This is a genomic window from Candidatus Angelobacter sp. (assembly GCA_035607015.1).
Classification (GTDB): domain Bacteria; phylum Verrucomicrobiota; class Verrucomicrobiia; order Limisphaerales; family AV2; genus AV2.
The window spans coordinates 1-26,031 of the sequence record DATNDF010000175.1 but is presented as its reverse complement, the minus strand read 5'-3'; the positions used below and the strand labels follow the sequence as shown (position 1 = coordinate 26,031).

Annotated in this window: 22 protein-coding genes and 2 tRNA genes; 6 read left to right on the top strand and 18 right to left on the bottom strand. The window is 59.0% G+C overall.

Features of this window, described 5'->3' with window-relative positions; genetic code table 11:
* The 8 genes from VN887_07135 to VN887_07100 all read right to left on the bottom strand — a co-directional run.
* A partial coding sequence (locus VN887_07135) for a CorA family divalent cation transporter (protein ID HXT39779.1) occupies positions 1–385 on the bottom strand: 385 nt, incomplete at its 3' end.
* Between the two features lie 491 nt (positions 386–876).
* A complete protein-coding gene (locus VN887_07130; GenBank protein ID HXT39778.1) occupies positions 877–1,362 on the bottom strand; it encodes a phosphoglycerate mutase family protein in 486 nt (161 codons plus the stop codon).
* Between the two features lie 16 nt (positions 1,363–1,378).
* Positions 1,379–2,680: a PQQ-binding-like beta-propeller repeat protein gene (locus tag VN887_07125; GenBank protein ID HXT39777.1), complete on the bottom strand. Its 1,302-nt coding sequence runs from the start codon at positions 2,678–2,680 to the stop codon at positions 1,379–1,381.
* Between the two features lie 28 nt (positions 2,681–2,708).
* Complete coding sequence (locus VN887_07120) at positions 2,709–3,287, bottom strand: aminodeoxychorismate/anthranilate synthase component II (GenBank protein HXT39776.1); 579 nt, start codon at positions 3,285–3,287, stop codon at positions 2,709–2,711.
* A 283-nt stretch (positions 3,288–3,570) separates the two neighbouring features.
* A complete protein-coding gene (locus VN887_07115) occupies positions 3,571–4,044 on the bottom strand; it encodes a transcriptional repressor (protein HXT39775.1) in 474 nt (157 codons plus the stop codon).
* A 26-nt stretch (positions 4,045–4,070) separates the two neighbouring features.
* A complete protein-coding gene (locus VN887_07110; protein HXT39774.1) occupies positions 4,071–4,445 on the bottom strand; it encodes a hypothetical protein in 375 nt (124 codons plus the stop codon).
* A gap of 61 nt (positions 4,446–4,506) precedes the next feature.
* A complete protein-coding gene (locus tag VN887_07105; GenBank protein ID HXT39773.1) occupies positions 4,507–5,466 on the bottom strand; it encodes a tyrosine recombinase XerC in 960 nt (319 codons plus the stop codon).
* Between the two features lie 41 nt (positions 5,467–5,507).
* Positions 5,508–8,357: a DNA topoisomerase III gene (locus VN887_07100; GenBank protein HXT39772.1), complete on the bottom strand. Its 2,850-nt coding sequence runs from the start codon at positions 8,355–8,357 to the stop codon at positions 5,508–5,510.
* 233 nt (positions 8,358–8,590) lie between these two features.
* Here VN887_07100 and VN887_07095 point away from each other — a divergent pair, with 233 nt between their 5' ends.
* Positions 8,591–9,367 (top strand): hypothetical protein, encoded by a 777-nt coding sequence (locus VN887_07095; GenBank protein HXT39771.1) that lies wholly within the window; start codon positions 8,591–8,593, stop codon positions 9,365–9,367.
* Positions 9,368–9,426: 59 nt separating this feature from the next.
* Here VN887_07095 and mnmE read toward each other — a convergent pair whose 3' ends face one another.
* The 5 genes from mnmE to clpS form a co-directional block, all read right to left on the bottom strand.
* Positions 9,427–10,797 (bottom strand): tRNA uridine-5-carboxymethylaminomethyl(34) synthesis GTPase MnmE, encoded by a 1,371-nt coding sequence (gene mnmE, locus VN887_07090; GenBank protein ID HXT39770.1) that lies wholly within the window; start codon positions 10,795–10,797, stop codon positions 9,427–9,429.
* A gap of 41 nt (positions 10,798–10,838) precedes the next feature.
* Entirely contained in the window at positions 10,839–11,090 is a 252-nt protein-coding gene (locus VN887_07085; protein HXT39769.1) for a hypothetical protein, read from the bottom strand.
* Between the two features lie 76 nt (positions 11,091–11,166).
* Positions 11,167–11,838 (bottom strand): leucyl/phenylalanyl-tRNA--protein transferase, encoded by a 672-nt coding sequence (gene aat / locus VN887_07080; GenBank protein ID HXT39768.1) that lies wholly within the window; start codon positions 11,836–11,838, stop codon positions 11,167–11,169.
* 43 nt (positions 11,839–11,881) lie between these two features.
* Positions 11,882–12,355 carry a DUF2017 family protein gene (locus VN887_07075; protein ID HXT39767.1) on the bottom strand — a complete coding sequence of 158 codons (474 nt, stop codon included), beginning with the start codon at positions 12,353–12,355 and terminating at the stop codon, positions 11,882–11,884.
* On the bottom strand, positions 12,352–12,660 hold the full coding sequence (clpS, locus tag VN887_07070) for an ATP-dependent Clp protease adapter ClpS (GenBank protein HXT39766.1): 309 nt from the start codon (positions 12,658–12,660) through the stop codon (positions 12,352–12,354). Before clpS ends, VN887_07075 begins: the two co-directional genes overlap by 4 nt.
* A 118-nt stretch (positions 12,661–12,778) precedes the next feature.
* Between clpS and sppA the strand changes: the two genes are divergently transcribed.
* Positions 12,779–14,614 (top strand): signal peptide peptidase SppA, encoded by a 1,836-nt coding sequence (gene sppA / locus VN887_07065; GenBank protein HXT39765.1) that lies wholly within the window; start codon positions 12,779–12,781, stop codon positions 14,612–14,614.
* An 82-nt stretch (positions 14,615–14,696) separates the two neighbouring features.
* Positions 14,697–15,773 (top strand): 3-deoxy-7-phosphoheptulonate synthase, encoded by a 1,077-nt coding sequence (locus tag VN887_07060; GenBank protein ID HXT39764.1) that lies wholly within the window; start codon positions 14,697–14,699, stop codon positions 15,771–15,773.
* Positions 15,774–15,833: 60 nt separating this feature from the next.
* Here the strand turns inward: VN887_07060 and VN887_07055 are convergent, their stop codons facing one another.
* The 3 genes from VN887_07055 to VN887_07045 all read right to left on the bottom strand — a co-directional run bounded on the left by VN887_07055 (position 15,834) and on the right by VN887_07045 (position 20,336).
* A complete protein-coding gene (locus tag VN887_07055; protein HXT39763.1) occupies positions 15,834–16,442 on the bottom strand; it encodes a hypothetical protein in 609 nt (202 codons plus the stop codon).
* Between the two features lie 57 nt (positions 16,443–16,499).
* On the bottom strand, positions 16,500–17,852 hold the full coding sequence (locus tag VN887_07050) for a DUF1552 domain-containing protein (protein HXT39762.1): 1,353 nt from the start codon (positions 17,850–17,852) through the stop codon (positions 16,500–16,502).
* Between the two features lie 138 nt (positions 17,853–17,990).
* Entirely contained in the window at positions 17,991–20,336 is a 2,346-nt protein-coding gene (locus VN887_07045) for a DUF1592 domain-containing protein (protein ID HXT39761.1), read from the bottom strand.
* A 183-nt stretch (positions 20,337–20,519) separates the two neighbouring features.
* Between VN887_07045 and VN887_07040 the strand changes: the two genes are divergently transcribed.
* Both VN887_07040 and VN887_07035 read left to right on the top strand, forming a co-directional pair.
* Positions 20,520–21,908, top strand: coding sequence for a c-type cytochrome domain-containing protein (locus VN887_07040; protein HXT39760.1), 1,389 nt, complete (start codon positions 20,520–20,522; stop codon positions 21,906–21,908).
* A 413-nt stretch (positions 21,909–22,321) separates the two neighbouring features.
* Positions 22,322–22,396: transfer RNA gene (locus tag VN887_07035), tRNA-His, on the top strand.
* Positions 22,397–22,547: 151 nt separating this feature from the next.
* On the opposite strand, the gene VN887_07030 is transcribed toward VN887_07035, so the two are convergent.
* Positions 22,548–25,244 (bottom strand): glucosidase, encoded by a 2,697-nt coding sequence (locus VN887_07030; GenBank protein ID HXT39759.1) that lies wholly within the window; start codon positions 25,242–25,244, stop codon positions 22,548–22,550.
* 269 nt (positions 25,245–25,513) lie between these two features.
* Here VN887_07030 and VN887_07025 point away from each other — a divergent pair.
* A tRNA-Arg gene (locus VN887_07025) sits at positions 25,514–25,590 on the top strand.
* Positions 25,591–25,642: 52 nt separating this feature from the next.
* On the opposite strand, the gene VN887_07020 is transcribed toward VN887_07025, so the two are convergent.
* Entirely contained in the window at positions 25,643–25,906 is a 264-nt protein-coding gene (locus tag VN887_07020; protein ID HXT39758.1) for a hypothetical protein, read from the bottom strand.
* Positions 25,907–26,031 lie beyond the last annotated feature (125 nt).

Here is a 26,031-nt window from a genome sequence, read left to right as displayed (position 1 = left end):
CGCTCTTCAGCGGCACGTCGTGGAAAGTCACCAGATAGTTTTTGTCCAGGAAGAAGTTCAGCTCATCGGTCGCAAACACGCCATCCTTGCGGCTGTAGTCCACGGCGTGAATCACCATGAACAAGTAGGGCGCGAACCGGTCGTCCTCCTTCGGTGTGTATTCCTCCACCTTGGGCGACGGACTTAGCTGGACACAGTCCTCAATCGAGAGCGGGTGAAAGTGAAACACATCTTCCAGCACAAACTTGCTTTCCTCCGGCGTCGGTCTCTCCAGATCAACCCACAGGAACAGATTCGTGTCCGCCAGCAGCGTCGGCATCAAGAACATCTCGATGTCCTTGCTGTGCAGCTTTCCCAGCGTTGTAAATACGAACGACCGAATCATCGGACACACTTTTCCCACCTTGCCTGGTGCGTCAAGCTGGCTCGCATAGTAGTTTGGCCCGAACTCATGGCAAGCCCGATTGCACTATTCCCCTGTAAAAATGCGCCTCTACGCTCGCCCGAAACACAAGCTCGACGACTGCCATAATCCAAACTGGACGGTCGCCGTGCATAAATCTGCGGGCACCCTCGTTCCTCGCTTGGTCTTGACTCGATCACCGTCCTTTTCGTTGGGGTGTCATCGACGCGTCAACGCTTCAGATCAGCCTCGCTTTCTTGCTGCCGGTTTCTGCCGGTGTCTGTCTGAACCGCAAGGTGTCCGCAGTCTGGCTCAGCCGCCTGGTTTGCTCGTTTACCTTTTTGACCGGATTGGAATTCATCTCCCAGTTCAACGTGCGAGAACATTCTGAGGCCCGTCCGGAGCGACGAAAAAGCGGTCGTTCGCGTTCAATTGCTCCTTGCGACCCCGAGCGTCTCGCCGGCTCCATCGGTTCAATCAGAACGCAAACCCAGAATTCGCGGTGTGATCAGGAATTTCAAAACACAAGTCTGACAGTCTTCCGTTTCCACGCACGCCAGTCCGGCCTTCGGCAGTTTCAAAGCTTCCGCGTTGGACAGGGAAAGCAACGAACGCACCCGTTCAGCCAGTGACGGGGCGTGGCCGGCGAGAAGGATGTGCTTTGCCGGCGGCAACACGGCCAGCCAGCGTGAGAAGTGCATTGGCGACGCCTCATTCAACAGCGCGTCCGCGGTCCGTCGTTGCGTCACCGCCACACTGCCGCAAATATCGAGCACGATTTCCGCCGTCTGCTGCGCCCGAACAAGCGGACTGCTATAGGCGGCGTCAAACTCGATGTTTGCGGCCCTGAGGAACTCGGCAACAAAGACTGCTTGTTTCCGGCCATGGGGGGACAGCGGCCGCGCTGCGTCGTCCGTGCCGTCGAGGGCTTCGGCATGGCGCAAGAAATAGAGTTTCATCGAATTGCCGGCGGAATCACTTCTCGACGCGGTATAAATGCGTCCGCGTCCGAAGGATGAGTGATTTTCCGCTGATCGCAGGCGAGGCCATGAAACCGGCATCGAGTCTGTTCTCGGCCACCACGGTGAACTCCCGGCCAGCCCCGATCACCGTCGCTTTGCCCTCCTCGCTGAAAAAATAAATGCGTCCTTCGGCGGACACAGGAGATGCCGAGTAGTTGCCGCCAACGCGCTCGCGCCAGATCTCAGCGCCGGTTTTCGCTTCCAGGCAACCGGCCACACCGCCGTCGTCAATGGCAAACAACAGGTCGCCGACAAGCAGCAACGACGGTTTCTTTGGCACGTTCCGCTTCGTCTTCCAAACGACACGCAATCCATCACGTGAGTCGTCGGATCCCGCGGCGTTTGCATCGACCACTTCGCCCTTTCTGCCGGGACGAATCGCGAGCAACTCGCCGGTGGACCAGCCAGTGGGAACGAAAATCATACCGTGTCCGGCGAGCGGCCGTGTCCCCGCCGAGTGACTGGTGCGTTCCTCGACACGCCACAATTCCTCGCCGGTCAGCGGATCGTAGGCGTAATGCGCCTTCGCGCCGCTGCTGATGAGAACGGATTTCCCGTCGAGCGCGGCTACGTGCGGCGTCGAAAATGCCTTGCGCAGATCCCCTTCGGTTTGAGGTTTTCCATCCGCGCCGAGATCCTTGAAGTCAATCGATCGCTCGGTCCGCCAGACCGTCTTGCCGGTCTTCTTGTCCAGCGCAACCACGAACTGGTGGTCACTTCCGTCGAAGTTCATGATGAGCAGGTCACCGTAAAGAATCGGCGAAGACCCGGCCCCGCGGTAATGATTGCAGACAAAATCGCGCCGCTCCCACAACACCTGGCCGCTCCGCGTATCCACGCACGCGGTGCCCGGTGAACCGAATGTGACATAAGCGCGGCCCTCCTCAACGACGGGAGTGGGCGAGGCGTAGGAATTGAATTGATGGCAGAACTGCGGGTTGGCAACATCGAAGAGCTTCTGGTCGCGCAGGATTCTTCCAGTGTTGCGGTCCACGCACACCACGAACAATTCGCGACCGTCCTCGGTTGCCGTCGTCAACCATACCTGGCTGCCCCATACCACTGGAGAGGACCAACCCCTCCCATGAATCGCCGTCTTCCACTTTACGTTCTCCGTTTCGCTCCAATTGAGCGGAAGACCGGCCGAATCGGAATGGCCATCGCCGTCTGGCCCGCGGAATTGCGGCCAGTTGTCTCCCGCCCGCAGCAAGGAGGTACAAACAATGACTGCGAGTAATCTGAAGATGGCACGCATGACAGTTTTTTCGGAAGCCGGAAACGCCTTAACTCTTCGGCGCCTTCAACTGCAAAAAATTTCTTAAAATCGTCCGCCCGTTCTCCGTCAGGATGCTCTCCGGGTGAAACTGTACGCCCCAGATCGGATAATCGCGGTGCTTGATTCCCATGATTTCCCCCTCGTCCGTCTCGGCTGTCACCTCCAGAAAATCCGGCAGCGTATCGCGTTGGATGACGAGCGAATGATAGCGAGTCGCGTTGAACGGATTCGGCATCCCCTCAAACAGGTCCTTTCCATTGTGCCGGATCGGTGACGTCTTGCCATGCATCATTCGATAGTTCACCACCACCGAAGCGCCGAACGTGTGGCCGATGCATTGATGCCCGAGACAGACGCCGAACGTCGGTGTGGTCTTTCCAAACTCGCGAATGATGTCGTTGGAAAGGCCGGATTCCTTCGGCGAACACGGCCCCGGCGAAATCAAAATGCGGTCCGGCTTCAATTCGTGAAGTTGTCGCAGAGTGATCTGGTCGTTGCGGTGCACCTGCAGTTCCGCGCTCATCTCGCCGAGATATTGCACGAGGTTGTAGGTGAACGAGTCGTAATTGTCGATGACGAGCACCATAAAACGATCTGAAGCTAGCGCGGTTGACCGGATTTGGAAACGAGAAACGCGACGGTGCCTCCGAAGCACGTCCAAACGCCCGGGGAACAGGGCGTCTTCTCCCTCACGGCATGTGCGGTCCCGGTGCCGCAAGACTAACGGCGACCAAAGATCTCGCAGGGAAACGGATCAAGGTGCCGTGCATCGCCAAGATTCCTAAAGCAAAACTGCTTGGAGGGACAGGACAACCGCAACGCCCATGAACCCGAAGGCCGCGCGGCGGGACCCGGTGGCACGACCACGTCTAGCACCCCTTCTTTTTGCAGGCGCCAAGTTTCTTCAATTCCTCACACCGACCCGTGATTTGCAGACGTTGCGACTTCACTTCAAAACCCAGTCGATGGCTGATTTCACTCTCGAGCCTCTCGATCTTTTCGCTGTCAAACTCGACGATCTTGTCGCAATCGTGACAGATGATATGGCTATGGTTGGGATGGTCGGCGTAATTGGGATCATAATACTTGTAATCCTTGCCGAAATCCATCTCGCGCACCAACCCGCTTTCGGTCAGTAACGGGAGGGTGCGATAGACGGTCGCGCGCGAGACGGACCTGTCCCGGCGTCGCGACCAATCCAGCAATTGTTCGGCGGTGAAATGCTCTTCAGTGCCGAAAACGGTGTCAATAATCGCCTGCCGCTGCGCTGTCAACCGGAGGTTCTTCTGGCCCAGGAATGCCATGAATCTCTGCTTCGCGGCCTGTTTCTCGGTTGCAGCCATGAGGGGCAGTATATTTTATCGCCAACTCAAGTCAACGAGCCACGCGCTCGTGGGCTTGCAGTCTGCCATCGCGCCCGAACGTGAGGCGCTCGAAGGAGTCCGGGGGAAGGCGGTTTGTAATAACAATACGGAGAATCGCAACCGTAGGAGGTGCGGACCAGCCCGCCCGAACAACCCCGTCGCATCATCCGTTCGGCGACGACCGTGCCGTCGGTCAGCTTTGCGGATTTGTCCGGAGGGCCAAGCCCGATGACCGCCTGATCGGAGTTGCAAACACCGATCCGGCTAATCCATTCGATCCACATGCCGGCGTACCCGATCAAAACACAGCACAGACCCGGACCTGCCAGCTTGGAAAAAATGTTCCGGCAAAAAGCGCCCTTGTGCGTCGATGATTTCACGTTTTTAACATGCTTCCCCGATGCCCTTCATACAACAGGGAAAGACCCGTGCCTGCTGAAATCAGGCTCTCGGGTGCGCGGCGTCGTAGGCACGCTTCAGTCGCTCAGTGGTCAGGTGCGTGTAAGCCTGGGTCGTGACCAGATGCGCGTGTCCGAGCAGCTCCTGCACGCTGCGCAGATCGGCGCCCGCGTCGAGCAGGTGAGTCGCGTAACTGTGGCGGAGCTTGTGTGGCGTCAGGTGCGGATCCAGCCCGGCGATTTCCAGGTAGCGCTTCAAGCGCAGTTGCGCCAGTCGCGGATACATCGGCTTGGGCGTACGCCCGTTCGCCAGAAAAACCGGCGTGGCGCCCGAAGGTGGACTCGGCAGCGCATTCCAATAGTTTTGAATCGCCGCCAGCGCTGGTGTGCCGATGGGAACCAGACGTTCCTTTTTGCCCTTGCCGCGCACGCGAACGACCCGCTCGCTCCAGGCCATGTCTTCAGCGAGCAGCCCGCACAGCTCGCTGATGCGCAGTCCGCATGAATAAATCGTTTCGAGTATCGCCACATCGCGCAGGAAGGGCGCTTGATCGATGTCCGTCCCGGAATGTTGTCTCCGGGTCGCCAGTTCCTTCAGCGGCGCGCCAAGCAGGGCGAGCATCTGTGGCGCGGTCAGGAACTTCGGCAGGCGTTTTTCAAGCTTCGGCAGCGAGATGTTTTTGATGGGTGACGTCGTGACAGCCCCCCGTCGAATCAAGAACTTGTAAAATGAGCGCAGCGCGCAAAAGCGGAGTTGAATCGCGGCGCGGCTCAATTTGCCGCGTCCGAGAAACCGCAAATAAGCCCGGAAATCATCCCGCTGCAACCTGGCCCAAACGGGTGGCTGCTGGCGTTCCTGCCGGTGCCATCCGTAATACTCGGTCAGCGCCTGACGGTAGTTGCGCTCCGTGTAAACGGAAGCGCCGCGTTCGGATGCGAGGTGTCTGAGAAACTGATGAACACACTTGTCTTTGAGCGCATCAATGGAGGGTAATTCTGCCATGCGGAAAACTCGTTGATTTACCCGCGAACCCCGAGCGTGGCTCAATTCGATCCGGCCGGCTTGCCGGCCGGGCCATCGGCAGAATCTCTCTCGGGAAATTCGAAGCCGACCTTGCCGCCGTCCCCCAGGACGAGCCATGCGGAAAACGGTCTGCCGGTTTTGGAAATAAACTTCTCAAGCAAATCAGTCCTGCCCTTGGTGAGCAGCTTGACGGCTTGCTCGCGCTCAATGGGCCGCTGTAAAACTGTTTTACCCGTCTTGAACTTGCACGGCTTCTTTTCAGCCTGCGACTTCTCGCAAAGGTAGTCTCTTTCGCTTTCAAAGACACGTCCGCCGCAACGCGGGCACTTGCCCAGCGGTTCCTGGCCGCTGAAATCCAGTTTTGGCGCGGGCTCCTGCCCTTGGGCGGTCTTCACCGCGCCGGCCTTGCCCTTGGTTTTGCGCGGCTCGAATTCGAACCCCACTTTGCCACCTTCTCCAACGACAAGATAGGCCGCAAACGGGCGGCCCTTTTTGGAGATGAACTTGGGCAGCAGGTCGGTCTTCCCTGTCGCGAGCAGTTTGTTCATTTGCGCGCGTTCCACGGGCTGTTGCAGGATGATTTTGCCGGAACGAAAATCGCAGGTCTTTGCCGGGCCGGTGGACTTTTCGCAAACGTAACTCATGGCGTTCTCGAACACTCGCCCGCCGCACTTGGGACATTTACCAAGCGGTTCCTGTCCGCTGAAATCAATTTCCGCGGCCTCGCCGGCCGCGTTTTTCTCCTCCTGTCCAAAATCGAACTCCGGCTTGAACTCGTTCGTCAGCTTGATGACGGCGGCGAACGGCCGGCCCAGCTTGCTGCGGAAACCCTGCAAGGGACCAACCGTCCGCTTCGCGATCAGTTCTTCGATTTCCGGAATCTCGAACTGCCGCCCGGCAGCAATTTTCCACAGCGCGAAATCGCATTTATCGTTCGAGCACTGAAACTTTTTGTAAGTCTCCTTCACCACGCTGCCGCATTTCGGACAAGGCACCTTCAACTCGCCGAAATCGCCGGGAATCGTGTCGTGCTCGTGTTCCTTCGCCTTCTTCACGATGTCGCGGGTCATGGCCGCGATTTCCTTCATGAACTCGTCGCGCCGCAGCCGGCCGCGCTCCATCTGCTTGAGCTTGAATTCCCAGTCGCCGGTCAACTCCGGCGAAATCAACTCCGGAATGCTCAATCCGCGCAACAGCGCCATCAGTGAAAACGCCTTTGCGGTCGGCTGCAAATCTCTGCCCATCCTGAGCAGATATTTTTCGTAAATCAGGCCTTCGATGACGGCGGCTCGCGTGGCGGGCGTCCCAAGCCCCTTCTCGCTCATGGCCTCGCGCAATTCCTCGTCTTCGACCAGCTTGCCCGCGCCTTCCATCGCGCTGAGCAACGTTGCTTCGGTGAAGCGCGCCGGCGGCTTCGTTTGATTGGCGGTGACCTCGATCGCACTGGCCTTCACACTCTCGTTGGGCTGGACGGGCACCAGGCTGGGCGTGTCGTCGGTCTGCGCCTCCCGGCCATAGACTTCAAGCCAGCCCGCCTTCACAATGACTTTGCCCTCGCTCTTGAACGGCTCGCCTTCAACTCGCGTGATGCGTGTCGTAACCAGGAATTCCGCCGCGGGATAAAAAATCGCAAGAAACCGCTTCGCGATCATGTCGTAAAGCTTTGCCTCGTCGTCGTGCAGATTTTTGGGCGCGAGCGAAGTCGGGATGATGGCAAAGTGATCGGAGACTTTGGCGTTGTTGAAAACGCGTTTGTTCGGTTTGACCCAATCCTCTTTGAGGACTTTGTCAGCGAACACGCGGTATTGGGTGCCGCCCAGCGCAGAGAGCGTTTGTTTCACCGTGCCGATGTAGTCCTCGGGCAGGGCGCGCGAGTCGGTCCGCGGATAAGTGATGGCCTTGTGGTGCTCGTAAAGCCGCTGCGCGATCTGCAGGGTGCGGCTGGCGGAAAAACCGAAGCGCCCGTTCGCCTCGCGCTGCAGGCTGGTGAGATCATACAACAGCGGCGCCGCCTGGCTGGTCGGCTTGCTTTCCTCCGTGACGATGCCCGTTTTGCCCAGGCATTTGTCACGGATCGCCTCCGCCTGCCTGACGTCCCACACCCGGTCCGCCTTCAGGTCGGTGTCGCCTTCCTTCTCCTTCGAAAACTTTTCATCAAACCAGCGCCCCCGATAGGCGCCCGCCTTCGCGTCGAACGTCCCGTGTATTTCCCAATAATCCCTCGGGACAAATTTTTTGATCCTCTCCTCGCGTTCCACGACAATCGCCAGCGTCGGCGTCTGAACGCGCCCGACGGTGGTCAGGTGAAACCCCCCGGTTTTTGAATTGAACGCGGTCATCGCACGCGTCCCGTTGATGCCGACGAGCCAGTCGGACTCCGAACGACATACCGCGGCGTCAGCCAGCGGGAGCATCGAAGCGTCCTCGCGCAGAGCCTGGAACCCATCGCGGATCGCCGCAGGCGTCATGGATTGCAGCCAAAGGCGTCGGATCGGCTTGTCCGTCCGGGCGTGGCGGACAATGTACCGGAAAATCAATTCCCCTTCGCGCCCGGCGTCACAGGCATTGATGAGCAGGTCAACGTCTTTGCGCTTGATGAGTTTGACCAGGACCCTGAGACGCGACTCGTTTTTTTCGATGGGTCTGAGGTCGAAGTGCGGTGGGATGACGGGAAGATTCGCAAACGTCCATTTGCCGCGCTTCACTTCGTGGGCCTCCGGGACCACGAGTTCGAGCAGGTGTCCGACCGCCGAGGACATCACGTATTTGTCGCTCTCGTAATAATCGTCGGCTTTTTTGAAGCCGCCGAGCGCCTTGGCAATGTCGCCGGCGACAGACGGCTTCTCGGCGATGATCAACGCTTTTCCCATGGCTGCTACGGCGCTGGATTTACCAGCGGAGCGAAACCGCGCGCAAGAAATCTCTTCAAGTGGGGCGAACGTGGCGGAAAAATTCGTCCAAGTCAAAGCCGTAAAATCCCTGCCGTGTTTTACGGCGCCTTCACGATCAAATCCGCTCCCGCACGGGAGCGCGTTCTCGTGACAATTCGGTCACACCAGTTTCTGCTGGTTCGGAGCATCTGACTGGGCGCATAATCGAAGCCATGAAAAAGCTCATCGTACGAATCATTCTCGTTCTCGTGGTGCTGCTCGTCGTGGCGGTTGGCGCGAGCATCTACTTCCTTGGTTCCATCGTAAAGAAGGGCGTGGAAACCGTCGGCCCGGAGATCACCCGGACCGACATCAAACTCGACACGGCGACGCTTTCACTGCTCTCGGGTTCAGGACAATTGAAGGGCCTGTTCGTCGGCAACCCGCAGGGGTTCAAGACCCAGGCGGCCATCAAGGTCGGCTCCGTCAGTGTTGGAGTGGCCCCAGGGTCGATCTTCTCTGGAAAGGTACACGTCAAGGAAGTCAAGGTCGAGGCGCTGGAGATTACCTTCGAAGGGGGCCTGAAAGGAAATAATCTGAGCAAACTGCTGGACAACGTGCAGGCGGCCACCGGAGGTTCGGGCAAATCCAGCGCCGCCCCGCAAAGCAAGGCGGCCTCGAAGAAACTTCAAGTGGACGATTTCGTCATCAGTGGCGGCAGAATAAATCTGAGTGTGGACCTGAGTGTCCTGGGCGGAAAGTCCGCGACTGTTCCGCTGCCGGAGATTCATCTTACAAATCTGGGTAGCGGCCCGGATGGTATCACCGCGGCCGACCTGACTGCTAAAGTCCTCAAGGAAGTCCTGCAAGCAGCCATTCCCGCCGCCGAAAAGGCGGTCGCCGACCTCGGCAAAAACGTCACGGGCGTCGCAAAGGATTTGACCAAAGACCCCGCCGGCACCGTGGACAAGGCCGCGAAGAGCGTGACGGACATCTTTAAGAAGAAATAGCCGTCCAAGAGCGAATCGCCCAATCTGGTTTCAGTCACAGATCGCTCTCCCGCATCCCGCTATTTTCCGATACAAAACTGGCTGAATATTGAATCGAGCAGGTCTTCCGTCGTCGTCTTGCCGACGACCTCGCCGACGGCGTTTACGGCGATGCGCAAGTCCAGCGCGACCAGATCCAGCGCCAGATCCCCGCGCAGCGCTTCCATGGTCCGCCCGGTTGCTTCACGCGCCCGCCGCAGAGCGTCCTGATGCCGCGAGTTGATCATCGCCTGGAGCATTTCGGCTTTGATCTCGCCCGACCACACGATATCCCGGATCGCGTCCTTTAATGCTTCGATCCCCTGGCCGGTCAGTGAGCAGACATCGGCGACCCGTGAATTCAATCCGTCCGGCAACTCCAGCCGCGCCGCCAGATCCGTCTTGTTGCGCACGATGATCCGCTTTTTGCGAGCGAACTGGTTGAGATAGTTCCTGTCCTCGGCCGTGAAGGGTTCGGCGATATCGAAGACGTGAAGAATCAATTCCGCCTTCGCCATCGTGTCATGACTGCGGCGGATGCCTTCCTGCTCGATGGCGTCACCCGCTTCGCGCAAACCTGCGGTATCCACAAACACAACAGGCAGGCCGCGAATGTTCGCCGTTTCCTCGATCGTGTCGCGTGTGGTGCCTGCGATCGGCGAAACGATGGCGCGGTCGTGGCCGAGCAATTGATTGAGCAGACTTGATTTGCCCGCGTTCGGGCGCCCAACGATCGCCGCGCGAATGCCACGCCGCAAAATCTGTCCTTCGTTCGCAGTGCGCAGCAGCTCGTCCATGAGCCTTGCACCCTGTTCGAGGCGCGCCAGCAACCGGTCCCTCGTGTCTGGCGCGATGTCTTCTTCCGGAAAATCTATGTGCGCCTCGACGTGGGAAAGGATGCTCATCATGTCGTCGCGAAGCTGGTTGATGCGGTGCGAAAGTTTCCCGGCCAGTTGCTCGTTCGCCGCCGCCAGCGACAGTTCCGTCCGTGCGTGAATGAGGTCCGCGACCGCCTCGGCCTGCGCCAGGTCAATCCGGCCGTTGAGAAAGGCCCGCCTGGTGAACTCACCCGGCTCGGCAAGCCGCGCGCCGCTTTCCAGCACGGTGTCGAGCACGAGCTTGGCGGCGAGGATGCCTCCGTGGCAGGTGATTTCGACCGCGTCCTCGCGCGTGAACGTCCTCGGGGCGCGCATCACTGAAAGCAGCGTTTCGTCAACCGTCCGCCCGTCGCGCACGATTCTGCCGTAATGAATGGTGTGGGTCGGCGCTGCGGACGGCTTCAACGATTGTTTTCCGGCCGGCTCAAAACATTTGTCAGCGACCGCCAGCGATCGCGGACCCGAGAGGCGGATGATCGCCAGTCCGCCTTCACCGAGTGGCGTTGCAATCGCCGCAATCGTGTCGTCAAACATCTCTTGAACTCGCGCTTTGGAACGACCCGGACATCCGATTACTAATGCCGGCAACTCCCGGCCTGATTCTCAGTATCCCGTCCTTCCAGCCACAGTCGCGCTTTCTCGTAACTTTTCCGGTGCAGATAATGCGACAGGGTTGGATCGGCTTCTTTCGGCAATTGACGCGCGAGCTGGTCAATCCGCACAAACAGCGGCAACAGGTCCGGCTTCGGGTCTGCCGTGGGCACCAACCGCACGGTCTTCTCCAGTTCAACCAAGGTTCTCAAAATGTCTCGTTCGGTCACAGTCATGCCTATTGATTAACCTATTCAATCCGGGAAGCCAAGCAGTGGCAGGACGGTCACCTCAACCGGCAGCGCAGGGTGTTCACGGCCAAAAAACGCACCCTGCCTCGACGGCTTTGGCGAGCCGCCGCAAGTATTCTTCGCGCGGGATCGCGATCGCGCCCAGTTGGCGTGTGACAGGCGTCGCCATTTGAATGTCGAACAGGACGAAACCGCGTTGGCGAAGGTGCTGAATCAAATGGTGAAGCGCCACCTTCGACGCGTTGCTGACACGGTGGAACATGGATTCACCGGCGAACAATCCGGCAATGGTCACGCCATAAATGCCTCCGACCAGGCGCTCTCCCTGCCAGCATTCAACGCTGTGCGCGTGCCCTTGTTTGTGCAGCCGGACGTATGCCTCGATGAAGCGCGGGCTGATCCAGGTGCTCTTTCGCCCGGGAGCGGGTGCGGCGCAACCTTCGATGACCTCGCGAAAAGCGCGGTCAATCGTGATTTCGAAGGCGGGCTTCCGAATCACGCGCGCCAGACTTCCCGGGATATGAAACCGGTCCAGGTCAAAAATGGCGCGTGGGTCGGGCGACCACCAGGTCACCGGATTGTCGGTCCACGGGAAAAGCCCGCTGCGATAGGCCAGCAGGAGGCGTGACACCGACAAATCGCCACCGACGGCGACCAAGCCGTCAAACTCACCACCCCTGTGGGCCGTCCGTGGATCGGGAAACCAGACATTCGTGGAGAGGGCGGTTGACATGGTGGTGAAAAGTTCAGGCGTGTCGTGTCACGCGTGGCACTCCCTAGTTCTGCTGCTCAATTGCGTCGAGAAGCGCCATTTGAAAGAGGCCGCAGAATTCGAGCGCGGCGTAGTGGCGGAGGTTTTCGGCGTTCGGCTGGATCGGCCGGCCTTTTCTCTCGTCTGGTTCACCAAGAACAAGCCAGCTTCCCACGCGAATATCGTTGAGTACTTGAAGCAGCCGTTCCATCTCCGAGGGGCCAAGCGTGAGACGATGGCCGTCTGCGGTCTCCTTCAACCGCCGCTCCCCGTCCAGCATCGCGAGTAGCGCACGTTTGTTCTCCTGTTTGCGCTCGGCCAGCGCTTCTTCCAGCAGTTTCTGGTTTTCCGCGCTTTCCTTCGGCGCGACCGTCCGGCTCACCCGGTGGTGGGCGGCGGGAATCAGCGGATACAGTTCGAGCACTTCAAAAAGCAGCCGCTTTTCGCGCGGGCTGATATGAAAAACGAAGTTGCTGCCGGTCCGCCGGATGAGATTCACGCGTCACGCTCCATGGTCGCGTGCAGGCTGTAGCTTTGCAGTTGATGCACGTAGTGTTCCGCCCGCTCCATGCTCTCCCGCGCCAGCACGCTCTTGCCTTCGTTGTGGACCTGGAGCATGTGAAACTCCGCCTTCTGCTTCGGCCAGCAGAACACGACCTGAAACACATGCGTGACGTATTCCATCAGATTCACCGGGTCATCCCAGCAAATCACCAGATAGCCCGGCGTCAGATCGCTTTTGGCGTTGGACTCTTCTTCTTTCCCGACATCGGGCATTACTGCGGGTTCGACCGTTTCGACCATGAAGGGAAAGTATTCGAGATCGGGGCGGTTTTCAATTCCCTCCGGCCCGGGCGGCTCCCGCGGCGCATGGTTTTCGCAAATTCTTGTTGAGCGTCACCGGTCAGGCTACGGTTGGTCAATGAAAACGAACGCTGCTGTCTCCCCGTTCCGCCTCCGTCTCCGCGCCCTGTCACTGGCGACGCTTTTGCTGGGGGCCTGGTGGCGGGGAAGTCCCGCGGTTGCCGCCGCCGACGCCCAGGACAAAACAGACGAGAAAAAGCCCGCCGTGCGCATCCTTGTCCTCAAGGGTGCCTACGCGGATTACCCCTCCGCGCAGGACATGGATCCGATGTCGCTGTTTCTTGGAGGCCTGGAGAAACCCGGCTCGTTTTTTGATTTGTGCGAAAAAATCGACGGGCTGGCCGGTGACGGCGGCATCCAGTATGTGCTGTTTGATCTTTCGTCAGCGACGTTGCGCCTGAATCTGGCCCAACTTTCCGAATTGTCGCGGCATATCCACAAACTTCACGACGCTCATAAACGCACGTTCGCGTGGCTGGAGAATGCCGACACGATTCATTACTCAGTCGCCTGCGGGTGCGACACGATTCTCATGACCGATCCCGGCTCGCTCGATCTGCCGTCACTTTCTCTGATGACGCTGCATTTTCGTGATGCGATGGATTTGCTGGGCGCACAGGCGAGCTTCGTGCGCACAGGCGATTTCAAGGGTGCGGTCGAGCCGTTCACACTTTCCGGGATGAGCGACCCGCTTCGCGCGCATTACAAGGAAATGCTCGTCTCCATGAATGACGCGTTGCTCGAGCAGATTTGCGCGGGCCGCAAGCTGACCCGGGACCAGTTCCGCAGGATCCAGTCCGACCGTTTGTTCACCCCGGCCACCGCGCGGCAGGCAAAACTCGTGGACGTCGTTGTTCCGTTCGGCACGGCCCGTGACAACGTGGCGAAGCTCGTCGGTCAGGATGTGACGTGGGTGGAACCGCAGAAAGCCAGACCCAAACAGCTCTCCTTTTTCGAATTGATGAGCAAGATCATGGGCGGTGGACCGGAAAAGCACGCGAACAAACCCGCCGTCGCCGTTCTTCACCTGGATGGCCAGATATTCGACGGCGAACGGGAAATGCCGGACATGCTGGTGTCGGGACCAACTGTGAAGGCGATCGAGGAACTGGCGTCCGACGACAACGTGCGGGCGGTCGTGGCGCGCATCAACTCTCCGGGCGGGTCGGCCACGGCGAGCGAAGAGGTCCGCGCGGCACTGGACAGGCTCGCGAAGAAAAAGCCGCTCGTGATCTCGATGGGCAGCCTGGCGGCGTCGGGTGGGTACTGGATTTCATGCGTGGGCCGGCCGGTTTACGCCGAGCCGGAAACACTCACCGGCTCGATCGGTGTGTTCGCGTTGAAGCTCAGTTTCGGGCCCCTTCTGAAAAAAATCGGAGTGAAGATGGAAAGCGTTCGATTGGACGAGTCCGCCGGAGCCATGGCCGTTGACCGTGGCTGGACGCCCGCCGAGCAGGAGCGAATGCAGGGATTTGTTGACGATATTTACGGCAAGTTTCTGAAGCTCGTGGCGGACTCTCGATCACTCAAGGTCGGGCAGGTGTCAGCAATCGCGGGCGGCCGCGTGTGGTCGGGCGTGCAGGCGTTGAAACTGGGCCTGGTGGATAAAATCGGCGGACTCGACGACGCGTTGACGGCCGTTGTGAAAGAAGCCGGGCTCGACCCGGGGTACGCCGTGATTCATCGCCCACGCAAGAAAACCTTCTTCGAACTGTTCGACCTGTTCGATGAACCGGGGGATGAGATCAGGGCTTTGCACAACCCGACGGCAACGAAATGGCTGCGCGAAGCTGGATTTGATTTGTCGGTACCGCTGAATATCTTCCGCGAGAGTCTTGCGGGCCGGCCGCCGAAAGTCTGGCTGCTGGCCCCGACGGAGATGGTGATTCGGTAGCGGCGCTCGCGTTGTGAACGCCGGCACGCCGCCGCAACACGACGCGACCAACCGCGCGGCAACTGACACGCTTGATTTTAAGATGCAACCCACACAGAACTTACATGTCAAAGAGAGCGTTCGTTTGCTTCCGCCGCGCGCGTTGAAGGACGAGTTTCCCATGACCGAACACGCGAACCGGACGGTCGTCGAGGGGCGGGAAGCCGTGAACCGGATTTTGCGCCAGGAAGACCCCCGACTGCTCGTCATTGTGGGCCCTTGCTCGATTCACGATGTGGACGGCGCGCTGGAATACGCGAAAAGGCTGAACCACTTGCGCGAGGAGCTTGCCGGCCGGCTTTGCATCGTGATGCGCGTCTATTTCGAGAAACCGCGCACGACCATCGGCTGGAAAGGTCTCATCAACGATCCGCACCTTGACGGCTCTTACGACATTGAAAGCGGGCTGAAGAAAGCGCGGCAACTGCTGCTCGCGATCACGACAATGGGTCTGCCGACGGCCACCGAATTCCTCGATCCCATCGTGCCACAATATATCGCTGACCTGGTGAGCTGGGCGGCGGTCGGCGCGCGCACGACCGAATCTCAAACGCACCGCGAAATGGCCAGCGGCCTCTCGATGCCGGTCGGGTTCAAGAACGCGACAGATGGCAGTCTGCAAATCGCAATCGACGCGATGACGTCTGCACGGACCCCTCACAGCTTCCTCGGCATTGACCAGGACGGGGTCACCAGCATCATCCGCACGACGGGCAATCCGCACGGGCACGTTGTTTTGCGCGGCGGACGGTTGCAAACGAACTACGACCCCGAGAGCATCGCTTCCGCTTTCGCGACGTTGAAGAAGGCCGGTTTACCTTCGGTGCTGATGGTGGATTGCAGCCATGCCAATTCGGGAAAACAACACGCGCGCCAGGAGGAAGTCTGGAAGAGCGTCGTCGAGCAGCGCACTGGCGGAGACGCCGCGCTGATCGGCCTGATGGTTGAGAGCTATCTGGAGGAAGGCAGCCAGCCGATACCGAAACGGCTCAGTGAATTGCGCCCCGGAGTTTCGATCACTGACGCATGCGTGGGATGGAAAACCACCGAGCGCATGCTGCGTCACGGGCATGAAGCGATGAGTAAAATGCACAAACCTGCAGCGGAAGCTCGCCTGTGATCGTTGGCCTTTGTCGACATCCCTGCACTGTAGTCGACCAAGTCGGGAGATTTTGATCTGTCAGTCCATCAACCAGGTCATGTAGTCAGGTGAGAATCCGACCATGAACATGACCGTGACCGCAGTGCAAGCGAGCGTAATAGCAGCGGCAGCAACCCGTCGTCTCCAGAGTCCGTAGAGGCCGACGATCGTCAAGATCGGGACAGCGACAAAGGACAACAGGTAGATAAACAACACCGGCACGCGCCAGAAATCACCAATCCATGCCATCGGCATTAGCGCCTTCGGGTCCTGGTCAACGGGCGGGAACGCACCGATTCCGACCTGATAAACACCCGTCACCCAATACGGGTAGGAGCGCCAACCGACGACCGCGCAAGCCAGAAAAACAGCCGCAAAAGAAGCGAAGATTACGACATCGCCGCCGATCCGCCGTAAAGACCTTACGAATTCTGTCAAACCAACGACTGCTGTGATCAAGCCGGGCAAAACAAGCGCAAGCCGCCGGAGATAGAGCGGGTCCGCACTGTGGGTAACATTGTAAATGCCGTCGGTGTAGGTACGGTCGAACGGACCGAAGCTCATTGCGTAAGGCGCGAGTAGAATAAGAAGCGCCAGCAGGCCAAGCGAGAGTTTCGGAATCGGCGGGCTCGTCACGGCGATATTCATTAGCACTCCTCCCGACCGATTGGCCGCGCCCCTTGTTGGGGATTCTCAACCCAACAACTAGACGTTCTCCAACTTCCCGGTGCTGTCGCCGACGCGCTCAGCTTTGGCACCCATGCGGTCGAGCATGGAGAGGTAGAGATTGGTCATCGGCGTTTCCTTATCGAGCTTGACGTGCCGTCCCGGCGTGAGCGTCCCGCCGCCGCGACCCGCGAGCAGGATTGGCAGGTTGTCGTGGTTGTGGCGGTTGCCGTCGCCGATCGCGCCGCCATAGACAATCATGCAGTTGTCGAGCAATGTCCGCTCGCCTTCCTTGACAGATTTCAACTTGCCGAGGAAGCGGGCGAATTGCTCCATGTGGAAATGGTTGATCTTGGCGATCTTCTCCTTTTTCACCTTGTCGTTCTGATGATGCGAGAGGGTGTGATGCCCTTCCGGCACGTTGATGAACGGGTAGGGCCGGTCGTCGCCGTCATGCGCGGTGATGAAGGTGGCGACGCGGGTGGAATCGCTCTGAAAGGCGAGCGCCATCATGTCATACATGAGCTTCAAGTGCTCCTCGTATTGTCGGGGAACACCGGTGGGACGCGTGAAATCCGGCTGTGAGGCGGTGAATTTTTCTGCCTGCTGAATGCGTTGCTCCAGTTCGCGCACGGCGGTGAGATATTCATCGAGCTTGTGGCGGTCCGTATGGCCGAGCTTGGATTTCAAACGACTGGCGTCCTCTGTCACGAAATCGAGAATGCTCTTGTTGTAGAGGTCGCGTTTCGAACGGTTCTCCCCGCTTTCGCCCGCGATGCCGTTCGAGAAAAGGCGGTCGAAGACCAGGCGCGGGTTAACCTCCGGGGGCATTGGTGTGGACTCCGTTTTCCAGGACAGATTGAACTGATAGGCGCAACTGTAGCCTGAATCGCATTCGCCGGCGGTGCGACCCTTGTCGCAGCTCAACTCCAGCGACGGCAACCGCGTGTACTTGCCGGCCTTCTCGGCGGCGATCTGATCCACGGAAACACCGACCTTGATGTCCGCGCCCTTTGTCTTGCGCGCCTGGCAGCCGGTGAGGAACGACGCGGAAGCGCGGGCATGGTCACCGGGGCCGTCGCCGTGCGGGCGCGCTTTGTCATGCGCCAGGCCACTAATGACCTGAAATTCATTTTTGAGCTGGTCTAATGGCTGAAGGATGTAGGGCAATTCATAATCGGCGCCGACGGACTTGGGCGTCCAGTCCTCCATGTTCGCGCCGTTCGGAATGTAAACAAAAGCCATGCGGCGGGGCAGCGCCTGGGCGGCTCCGGTCGCCCCGGCAGCCAGTAATTTCGCCGGCGGCAGCATGGCTTCGAGCATCGGCAGGGCGACGACTGTTCCCAGGCCTTTCAGAAAGGTCCGTCGGGGAATTTGCCAGGTCTTGTTCATAACATTCATTTTGAGGCCGATTAACTGACGAAATTAAGCCGCAAACGCTTCAAAAACAAGCCGCGATTTCCAGTGTTTTCGCGTTCACGTGCCGCAGACGCCGCGGCCTCGGCCCATACCGGGGCAGTTTTTCGTTTCTTAGTTCGACGCTTCCGTGAGCTGTTCATCTTCCCCGCGGCTCAACTCGAACGGCGTGCTCTTCACAATTTCCATGATGAGCGTCGAGAATCGATACCGGCCCCTCGCGAGCCGCTTCGTGATCTGGTCCACCGCGCATTTATCGTAATATTCCAGGCCGCGCCCCAGCGCGTAGGTCAGCATTTTTTCCGTCAGGCAATGCACGAAGTCGTCACGTTTCCGCTTCATCAAAAGCGCTTTCAAATCATCCGGCCCGTTGAACGTTTCTCCGGTGACCAGTTTGCCGGCGGGGTCAATGGGGAAATCACCTTCCTTGTCGCGCCACTCGCCGATGCCATTGAAGTTCTCCAGACCGAAACCGATCGGGTCCATGCGCGCGTGGCAAGCGGCGCATGTCGGATTCACCCGGTGCTGTTCCATCCGCTGGCGCAGCGTGCCGGTCAGTTCGGCCTCTTTCCCTTCCTTGAATTCCGGCACGTCTGGCGGCGGAGGAGGAGGCGGAGCGCCGAGGAGGTTTTCGAGCACCCATTTGCCGCGTTTGACGGGTGAGGTGCGCGTTGGCGTGGAAGAGATGGTGAGGATGCTGGCCTGCGTCAACAGGCCGCCGCGGTGGGTTCCTTTCAACGACACGCGCCGGAATTCATCGCCCTCCACGCCTTCGATGCCGTAAAGTTTGGCGAGCCGTCCATTGATGAAACTGTAGTCCGCATCCAGAAAGTCGAGCACGCTGCGGTCCTGACGCAGGATGTCGGCGAAGAACAGTTCTGTTTCCTTTGCCATCGCGGCGCGAAGATTGTCGTCGAACTCAGGGAAGGTCTTATTGTCCGGCGCGGCCAGCTTCAGGTTTCGGATTTGCAGCCATTGGCCCGCAAAATTGTTTACGAACGCCTGCGACTTCGGGTCTTTCAGCATCCGGCCAACCTGCTGTTCCAGATTCTTTCGCAGCGCCTTGCGTTCCGCGAAGGCGAACAGTTCGTCGTCCGGCATGCTGCTCCAGAGGAAATAGGAGAGACGTGACGCCAGCGCGAATTCGTCCACCGGATGAATCATCGTCGGGTTGTCCGGGTCCGGCTGCAATTCGCCGCGGAACAGAAAATACGGCGAAACCAGAACCGCTTCCAACGCCACTTTGACACTTCCCTCGAAACTCTCGCCGTTCTCGTCGGCCATGGTGAACAATTTCATCAGGCGATCGATTTCTTCCTTTGCCACGGGGCGGCGAAAAGCCCGCGTCGCAAACCGGCCAATGACTTCGCGCGCGGTCTCGGTTTTGGTTTGCGGTGTCGGCTGGCGAAAGAATATGCGCCGATGCGATTCGGGGAGGGCGGGAGGCCGGGACGGGTCCGTGTCCTCGACCTCGAGATAATGAATGACCAGGTTGCGGTCCCGGTTTTTCGGGTTGGGATCCTTCGGATTGCGGTAATTGTTCAGATATGCGGCCGCGAATTTGTGCGCGCCCGCCGAAACATGCAGCCGCCACTCGTAAATCCCGGGCGCGGGTTCCTCGGCCTTCACTTCGAAACGCTCGAGTTCCTTGTCGTCGAGACTGAATGACATGCGCGCCGGTTCCGGACCCGCCTGCTCGCCGTACGCCTTCGCACGAAGAATATACTCGCCGTCATGGGGAAAGTTGACGACGGCAAAAATATTGCCTTCCCGCCCGAGGCGCTTGATCCCACCACCCAAGGATTCCGCCGGCGCCGTGCCATCGAGCGCATCGGCATCAAAATGCTGCACCGGCCTTGCTTTCATGTCGGTGATGACGGCCTTGCTCAGGATTTTTTGCGCGGCGGCCAGATATTTCTCCAGTAACACCGGCGGCAACGAAAGCACGTCGCCAATGTTGTCGAAGCCGTAACCCGAATCGTCCGCCGGAAAATCGTCCGCCGGTTGAAAATCCACACCGACGAGATCGCGAATGGTATTGTTGTATTCGGCGCGATTGAGCCGGCGAATCGTGACCCGGCCGGGATCGGGATGGTCGCAGTCACACTTGAAAATCTCGGATTCGACCCAGGTGGTGATCAGTTCGCGCTCCTCGGGGGTCGGCTGCGGCTTCTTCTCCGGCGGCATTTCGTGCGCGTGGAGGTTCTTGATCACCTTCTCGAAGACTTTGCGATCGCGCACCACCGATGCCTCGTTCTGGTAAACCCGCAGATCGAGATCGCCCTTTTTCTTTTCGCCGTGGCAACCGAAGCAATACTTGCCGAACAAGGGTCTGATTTGACTTTGGAACAGGGCGTCGCCGCCGCCGGGTTTTGGGGAGGATCCGGCGCGCAGGATTCCCGGAGTCCTCGGCAGACCCAAAACCATCAAACAAATCAACATGCCCGCGCGCTTGGTCATGACTTTATGGTGGACGACAGCCTAACCGGTTTTATTGCCAATTTCTTCAAAAAAATTAAGTAATTCATGCCAGAATCAGCCTTTCCAGGGCGGACGGATGGACTCATCCGGAAGTTACGAAGGTTTTTCAAACGCAAATTGTGCTGGTGGGTTCGACGACTGTCTGAAATTTTATCACAACCGATGAAGATCAACATCCGGGCGCTTTCAGCCATCCTTCCATTCTGTTGGCTGTTTCTCCTCGGACGGGATGCCGGGAACGCCGAACCGGCCGGCTTCAGCAAAGACATCGCCCCGATACTGGCAAAAAAATGCGTCGCCTGCCACGGCCCGGAGAAATCGAAAGGCCACTTCAGGCTCGATACATTCGATTTCCTCATGAAAGGCGGCGAAAGCAAGTCCGCGTCGGTTGTCCCAGGCCAGCCCGAACAAAGCGAACTGTTCCGCCGCCTCACCGCCAAGGATGAGGACGATCGCATGCCGCAAAAGGAAGGCCCACTGCCGTCGGAGCAAATATCACTTATTGAGAGTTGGATCATGGAAGGCGCGAAATTTGACGGCGCGGATGCGAAAGCGCCGCTTGTCACACTGATTCCGAAAGAGCCGCATCCCGACCCGCCCGAGGCCTATCGCAGACCCGTCCCTGTCATGGCACTGGCATTCAGTCGGAGCGGAAACGAACTGGCCGTGGGCGGCTACCACGAAATCACCATCTGGAATCCCGGCGACGGCAGGCTGCTCCGCCGCATCAAAAACGTCGCCCAACGCACCCACAGTCTTGACTACAACCCGGACGGTTCGCTGCTCGCCGCCGCAGGCGGCTCACCGGGACAACTTGGCGAAGTCGTTTTGTTCAACCCCATGAACGGCCATCTCGTGAGGGCGCTCGGCACGATGGCGGATATGGCGTTAACGACAGGTTTCAGCCCGGACGGCTCGCGGCTCGCTGTCGGTGGCGCGGACAACGCGATTCGAATTTACGACGTGGCAAGCGGAAAGGAGCAGCTGGTTATTCAACAGCACGCGGACTGGGTCATGGCGGTTGCCTGGAGCCGGGACGGCGCGCATCTCGCTTCCGCCAGCCGCGACCGCACGGCGAGAGTTTACGACACAAAGACCGGCAGCCTCGAGACCAGCTATACCGGCCATCAAGGGCCTGTTTATGCCGTCGCCTTCAGCGACGACGGCAAGCGTGTTTATTCCGCAGGTCGCGACAAGAAGATCCACGTCTGGGAAGCGCAGGACGGCAAATCTTCAGGCGAGATTGGCGGCTTCACCGACGACATTTTCAAGCTGGAAGTGCTGGGCAAATCCATTTTCAGTTGTTCCGCCGATAAAAAAATCCGGCTGCATTCGACGGGAAAAAGGGAACTGGTTCAAACCTTTTCAGGTCACACCGATTGGGTTTATGCGTTCTCGGTGGACGAATCATCGAAACGCCTCGCCAGCGGCGGCTACGATGGCGAAGTTCGCATTTGGGATCTGGAGAGCGGTCAGACCTTGACTGCTTTCGTTGCCTCGCCTGGCTATCACGCCGTGGAAGGAACCGTCCGGGCTTCGGCACGCGAATGACGGAACTTTGCCGCGCGATTCGAACAGGTCGAAGAACACGGCTCAAAACCGGTTGACGAGGTTTGTTTCGCGGCGTTCATTTGACTCACGCTTCCCGTAAACCGGCCCGATTCAATCTGACTGGCGGTTCAGCGCTCGCGTTCGCCGGGCCGGCTTGGAGAATTCGGACAGCTCCGACGCAACTCCAGATCGCTGCTCCCGACTGGAACGCGCATCTCGAAGCCGGACTCACTCCGTCAGGCCACGTAAAAAAACATGAAGGCCAGTCTGGATTTCATCCGCGGCCTTTTGTCCCATTATTGACGCTGCTGAGAAAGCGCCTGCGGTCGCTTTTTTCTATCGCGCCTTCCAGACTGCGGCCAGCGCGGACTTGACGCCCGAGCGGGATCTAAATAGCGTGTCGCCCCTGGATGGTGGCCGTAGTTCAATGGTAGAGCCCCAGATTGTGGTTCTGGTTGTTGCGGGTTCGAGTCCCGTCGGCCACCCCATCTCCGTTCCTTCAAGACCTCTCTTGCGACTTAACCTATAGGTTTGTCCGTTCCGGCCACGAATTGCGTTAAACGACCCTGTGACTCAACCTTGAGTTTGAACGCGGGGAACGATTCAGACAGAAATGTGCGGCCAACCATTAAAGCTCGATCATGCTCCTCGTTGATTGCGCCGGCGCGCCAGATCTTCAACGTGACGAATCACCAGTGCGGTCCAGCCCGTTTGATGGCTGGCGCCCAGTCCCTTGCCGGTCTCACCGTGAAAGTACTCGTGAAAGAGCACAAGGTCGCGCCAGTGCGGGTCCTGCGCGAAACGGCGGTCGTCACCATGGCACGGCCGGCGGCCATCCGCGTCGGGAAGAAAAATGCCCGCCAGCCGGCGCTCGAGTTCCTGCGCGACTTCGTGCAACGTAATTTGTACCCCTGACCCGGTCGGACATTCGATTTTGAAGTGATCCCCGTAGAAGTGGTAATAACGTTCCAACGCCTCAATAAGGAGATAGTTGATCGGAAACCAGATTGGCCCGCGCCAGTTTGAGTTGCCGCCGAAGAGCGACGTGTTCGACTCGCCCGGAGCATAGTCCACGCGCCGCGTTTCGCCGTCCGCGCGGAATTCATAAGGGTGCCGCTCGTGAAATTTGGACAGGGAGCGGATGCCGCAGGGCGAAAGGAATTCGTTTTCGTCGAGCATGTAGCGGAGCACGCGCTCCAGCCGGTCACGCGATGGAATCGCGAGCAGCCGGTGCCCGTGGTCGTGTTCGCAATGCGTGATGTGGCGCGAAAGATCCTGGCGGTTCGCCAGAAACCAGGCCAGACGCTTGCTGAAACCGGGCAACGACCTGACCCGCTCTTCTTCGAGCACTTCAGCCGCGATCAAGGGAAGCAGTCCCACCAAGGAGCGGGTCTTCAACGGCACTCCGCTGTGATCGAATTTGATCTGGTCGTAGTAAAACCCGTCAGCCTCGTCCCACAGGCCCGTGCCGCCAAGCGTGTTCATGGCGTCGGCGATCTGCACAAAATGTTCGAGAAACTTCGATGCCATGTCTTCGTAGGCTGGATGGACATCGCCGCCGTCGTGCGCCAGTTCCAGCGCGATGCTCAGCATGGTGGCGCAATAAAATGCCATCCACGCGGTTCCATCGGCCTGTTGCAATGTGCCGCCCGTGGGCAGGGGCTTCGACCGGTCGAACACACCGACGTTGTCGAGGCCAAGAAACCCGCCGGCGAACAGATTCCGGCCGTGCGTGTCCTTGCGGTTCACCCACCAGGTGAAATTGAGCAGCAGTTTTTGAAACGCGCTTTCGAGAAAGTCCCGGTCGCGCTCTCCGCTGCGCGCGGAAATCTTGTAAACCCGCCACGCGGCCCACGCGTGGACGGGCGGGTTCACGTCGCTGAACTCAAACTCGTAAGCGGGAAGCTGGCCGTTCGGATGCATGTACCACTCCCGCAGAAAGAGTATGAGCTGCTCCTTGGCGAACCGCGCGTCAATGCGCGCGAACGGAATCGTATGAAACGCCAGATCCCAGGCGGCGAACCACGGATACTCCCATTTGTCCGGCATCGAGATGACATCGCGACTGTACAGATGCGTCCATTCATTGTTGCGGCCTTGCTGACGGCTCGCAGGCGGTGGAGGCAGCGCGGGATCGCCGTCCAACCAGTCCTGCACGACGTAATGATAAAACTGTTTCGACCAGAGCAGACCCGCGTAACCCTGTCGCACAACCTCCCGCTCGGCGCGCGTCAGTTTGGCCGGAGTGATCGAGGCATAAAATTCATCCGCCTCCCGCTTGCGCAGGTCGAAGACCCGGTTGAACTCCTGACCCGGAGGCTGGAGCGGAGCCTCCGCTTCGCTGAACAGCCGCAAACATACGCTGCGCGATTCGCCGGATGGCACGGTCAGGACGTAATGCGCCGCTGCTTTGGTGCCCATGCCGCTCGCGTTCACGGCATCCGAACGCCCACGAACGATGTATTCGTGAAAGGCGTCTTTGACAAATGCGCCGTCCATTCCCGCGCTCCAAAGTCTGCGCGCGTTGGATTCGTTTTCCGTAAACAAAAACACCGGCCCGATCGCGTCCGGCGCGGCGCCCGCTTCCAGGAGGAGTTTTCCAAGGGTTTCATGCGTAGCCTCCAGGACGTTCCCCTCTCCGTGACGCTGGATCCGCGGTTTTTGCGGGCAGCCTTCGTGCCCGCCACCCCACGTCCAGGTGTTCCGGAACCAGAGCGTCGGCAGCAGGTGCAGCCGGGCCGGTTCCGGACCTCGATTCGCCACGGTGACCCGGATCAACAGGTCGTCCGGCGAGTTTTTGGCGTACTCGGCGAAGACATCGAAGTAGCGGTTGTCGTCGAACACGCCGGTGTCGGTCAATTCGAACTCCGGATCCGCCCGGCCACGGCGGCGATTCTCGTCCACCAGCCGCGCATACGGAAATTCGCTCTGCGGATATTTGTAAAGCGCCTTGAAATAGGAATGGGTGGGTGTCGAATCGAGATAAAAATACTGCTCCTTCACATCCTCGCCGTGATTGCCCTCCGGTCCGCCGACACCGAACAATCGCTCTTTCAGAATCGGGTCTTTGCCGTTCCACAGCGCGACCGCGAAACAGAGCCGGCATTCGCGGTCGGTGATGCCGAGCAGGCCGTCCTCGCCCCACCGGTACGCGCGGCTGCGGGCATGGTCATGTGGAAAATAATCCCAACAGGTTCCCGCGGGCGAATAGTCCTCACGAACAGTCCCCCATTGTCGTTCGGACAAATAGGGACCCCAGCGCTTCCAGTTTTTCTCGCGCGTGGCGTCTTCCTGGAGACGAATGGCTTCGGCGGTTTTCGATTGGGCGCTGTTCATGGTTCCGGCTTGAAAATGTTCGTGCCCGATTTGTCCCAAAGATCGACCCCCCGGTCAAAGATTCCCGCAGCTCGAATTTCGTTCCTGCGGCGGCAGCCGTGTTGGAGGACAGCCTTTTGGCAGTCCGGTTCGCATTTTTCCGGGCAGCCCCTGCGTGGCATTCACGAAAAGTCGTTTCAGTTTCTCGCGCGAATTTTCATTCGATTTTAACCGCGGAGTGTTCTAATAAGTGGTCCGACGCCCTCGGGTGTCACTCGAATTCAAAGTGCGCGTCCGTAGCTCAATTGGATAGAGCTTCTGACTTCGGATCAGAAGGTTGCAGGTTCGACTCCTGCCGGACGCACCAGTTCATCAAGCGCTTGCGACGAGGGAAAACCACAACTACCGCAAGAGTAGTATCAAAAGTAGTAACGGACGTGTCTTGAATCTTCCCGCGTCACCTCCTTTGCCTGCCGTGGCGGGATTTGGGCCTCCGAGACAACGAATCGCGACCCAAGGCCCAACTGTGCGTGAATTCTGGCCCGCGCAGCGCGGCAGGGCGTCCGGCGGTAACTCCCGCTCGCGTGTTCGAATGTGGCATCGGCCTGCCAATCCGTTGCTCCGTCGGTCTGGCGGCGGCGAGTCGTGGTCGCGTGCGCGGCGTTTGCATCAATTAAATTCATAATGGGAAGCATGATCGCAAAAGACTCTGGGCACATGCGGTCCAAGGGGTTTTGAAGGGTTTGAATTGTAATCGGCTTCCAATATACGACCATTGGTTGCATATTGCATGACGGTTTTGTTGAGT